Raw genomic sequence first — 3,161 nt, 5'->3', positions numbered from 1 at the left:
CAATCATTCATTTTAAAGCGCCGAAAATCATCTCTTAGCAACATCAAGAAATTGTCCGAAGACTTGGGAGTATTTCAAATATCAACATCCTCAAGTTGCCTTTGGGATTTACTGTACCCTACAGCAGGGCGATCCAACTTGTACCTAGGCTTCTTTAATAATTCGCCAACGTTTGTCATAGAAACAGAAGGGCGCTTGAATCCAGTGTCGATTTTCTGAACGGATCGATAGTATACCCTTTCCCTTTGTTTAATAAGGATTTGCAAAGCATCCGAACCATTTAGATAGGCCTTCAATAAGTTATATTTATCCAGCTCACGCTTTAACAAGGAATCTAAATTCTTAAGCTCTGGCTTATCTAGGTAAATACCAGACAAGTGATCCCAAAGCCGTTGCTTTGCATCTTTCAAAAAGGCAACTTTGTCAAACTGAAAATTTACATCAGAAAAATTCCGGAAATAGGGCGAGTTGCTCCTGCGATTTGATAAGTTTAAATTTACAGGATACCTATCCTTCACCCGTATACTTAGAAAGGATTGAACGGTATGTTGGTGAAAATCATGCTGGGAAAATGGTGTATCTACATAAGACCTATATAAAAAATCGTATTGGACATTTCCATGAACAGTTAAAAAGGGTGCATGCTTTCTAATGGGATTGGGAACAGAAACTTCTTGATTACCAGGAGTTCTGAGAACTTGATCTTTGCTCTTCTTTGCATATCCGAGGACTGCAAAAAATTTACAAGAGCCTCTCATTATCCAAAATAGGGTATCGGAACTCATGTTCATAGTCTGATTCACTAAAAAATCATTATTGAAAGGGTAAATGGTATCAATTTTCTGCCATGTCTCAAGAAAATATGGGATTTTGGATGATCTATAGCTTCGACTATTATTGCCTGTTGGATATTCCTGAGCGGATGCCCTTACACCTACAATTAATAAGAAAGCAATGACCATCTGATGAAGGTTTTGCTTTATTTGATATAGGGTCTGAGTCATACTCACAGATTGAAGAATTAATTAGTTTCTTGCCTTCTCAAGTTTCCTTAACCGCTCGTTCAACTCCCGGTTTGTACGCTCTAAGTATTCCATCTTTTTATTATGCTCAATAATATAAAGAGTTAGCTCCTCCACCTTCTTTAATAGTAAAACTTGATTTTCGCCAATATCCACGCCGTTTTTTTCAACTTCTAATGAGGTAGGCACATCCGGCAAGTGTTTATGTTGCTTGATAAACCATTCAACATATTTAAGGGTGGGCAGTTTATAGGTTGGCTCAAAAACGTAGTCTGCCCATGAAGTCAGATCGACCTTAACTTTACGGGTACGAATTCCTTTTTCAACAAATAATTTAAAATCTGTATTAGAAACAAAACTTGTACCTATGCCAACGTTGCCATTTCCTCCTACATAAAGGTCAACTACGCTTGGAGTACCAGGAAGACTCAAGCCATCAATCCTTCCTATTTCAAAGTCCTGATTGGAAGCCCTCCATATTCCAGCTTCACGATCAACAGGTTGTATAAAGCCTATACGCTTTCTTCCGCCATTATCAACAATTAGGCCTCCAGATGCAGGATCTGGAGTATTTGTATTAATATGAACGTAACCATTTACTTCTAACTTTTCGCTCGGGGTTGAAGTTCCAATACCCACATTTCCTGAGTTAGCATTATTAATATTGTTTGTACCTGCATTATTCCATAAGCTCGAACCCGAGCCTCCAGACGCACAGCTAACACCTGGCGATATGCTTATATTTGTCACTATTAAGCCTGTATAATCATCATATCCCTCTGAAACTATATAATAACTTCCAGCAGGTAAAGTAACCTGCATGTATCCTGATAAAGCATTACAAATATCCCATGCATCATCGTCACTAACTCTGAGTATAACTCCATTTGTATTTAAAAGTGATAAATAAGAATCAATCTCGGTCCCGCATTGGGATATAGTAACTGTTGCGGTTGCAGGAAGAAAAAAACTATAATAAATTTCAGGACTGCTTTGCCCCATAAAATTATTAAAACAAGAATTAGCGTTGCTCCTCGTATTATCGGAAAAGCTTGGATGACAATCATCTAACCGTCCAATCTCAATTGGGTTTACCATGCTAGAGCCAATACACTGTGCATTGGAACGAAATGATAATAGAGACAAAATAAGAAGTTGAACTAGCTTTAGCAGTTTCATTCCTTTATTATACATACGGTAATCTATTTTGTATATAGAACTTCTATATAAAACGAAGTCTTGGATTTGAAAGATCGCTCTAGAATAGCCTATAAAGAGGATAGCCAACAATGTAAAACAGCAGAGGAAAATAATTAAGGCTGTTGAATGCGACCCCTTGAAAGAAGAATTCTGGTAATTGGACTAATTATTATTATACGTTGGAGCGTGTCATTTGACTTAGTACCTTGTGTTGTGTTACAACACTTAATGAATAAGCCAAAAACATATTAATAATTATATAAATTAATTATTTTTAATTCGACTTAAATGACTAATTAAATTATTATTGTCCTGATTGCATCTTAATACTAATGCTCTTAAGAGTAATGTCATTCTTTAATCCGGCTTCAGTTTTTTGCATAATTTTTTCTGAAAACTTAATTACCGGCCCTATCGCCATATAATTTTGGCATTGACTTGCTTTAACTTTTAGCTCGTCAAATAGCTGATCTATCTTTTCTGCTGGACCAAGAATATGAATACCCCTTACAACTGGAGATGATCCTGCTATTTGATTGTTAACCTCCCACCTGATCTTAAATGAGACAATACCCTGATTGTCTTCAAAAACTAATGTTTTGCGACTATTATTACCAAGGGTATCACCGACGTTAAAGTCAAATAAAAGGAATTGCTGAATTAAAGGCTTTAAGACCATTGCATTCTCAATAGAAGATCCAATCCACAGTGGACACTGGCAGAATGATTTTAAGGGAAATAGAAAGAAGAGAATAATAAGTTTTTTCATTAGTTCCGGTTTACTTTATTACTAGACATTCCTTTGAACAGAAAACTAAGAATATCAATAAAAAAACAGTCTATGTGTATTTATCCCTTTAGAATTACAATAGTCCGGTAATTTTTTGAAATACAGTAGAGGTTAAAAAATAGTTGGCAGACAACAAAAAAGGCATTAGA

Annotated in this window: 3 protein-coding genes; all 3 read right to left on the bottom strand. The window is 35.9% G+C overall.

Going from position 1 to position 3,161, the window contains the following annotated elements; all coding sequences use genetic code 11:
• Window positions 1-74: 74 nt before the first annotated feature.
• Window positions 75-1,004 carry a hypothetical protein gene (locus V9K67_RS26840; RefSeq protein ID WP_336728179.1) on the bottom strand — a complete coding sequence of 310 codons (930 nt, stop codon included), beginning with the start codon at window positions 1,002-1,004 and terminating at the stop codon, window positions 75-77.
• Between the two features lie 21 nt (window positions 1,005-1,025).
• Window positions 1,026-2,216, bottom strand: a complete 1,191-nt coding sequence (locus tag V9K67_RS26835; protein ID WP_336728177.1) for a hypothetical protein — start codon at window positions 2,214-2,216, stop codon at window positions 1,026-1,028.
• 310 nt (window positions 2,217-2,526) lie between these two features.
• Window positions 2,527-2,991, bottom strand: a complete 465-nt coding sequence (locus V9K67_RS26830; protein WP_336728176.1) for a hypothetical protein — start codon at window positions 2,989-2,991, stop codon at window positions 2,527-2,529.
• Between the last annotated feature and the right edge of the window lie 170 nt (window positions 2,992-3,161).

Source organism: Huijunlia imazamoxiresistens (assembly GCF_037132455.1).
GTDB lineage: Bacteria > Bacteroidota > Bacteroidia > Chitinophagales > Chitinophagaceae > Flavisolibacter > Flavisolibacter imazamoxiresistens.
The sequence above is the reverse complement of the archived record's forward strand: the minus strand, read 5'-3'. Positions and strand labels throughout refer to the sequence as shown.

What these genes read in the sequence shown, in the direction of transcription:
- V9K67_RS26840 (WP_336728179.1), bottom strand. Translation starts at nt 1,004, where the DNA reads ATGACTCAGACCCTATATCAAATAAAGCAAAACCTTCATCAGATGGTC.
- V9K67_RS26835 (WP_336728177.1), bottom strand. Translation starts at nt 2,216, where the DNA reads ATGTATAATAAAGGAATGAAACTGCTAAAGCTAGTTCAACTTCTTATT.
- V9K67_RS26830 (WP_336728176.1), bottom strand. Translation starts at nt 2,991, where the DNA reads ATGAAAAAACTTATTATTCTCTTCTTTCTATTTCCCTTAAAATCATTC.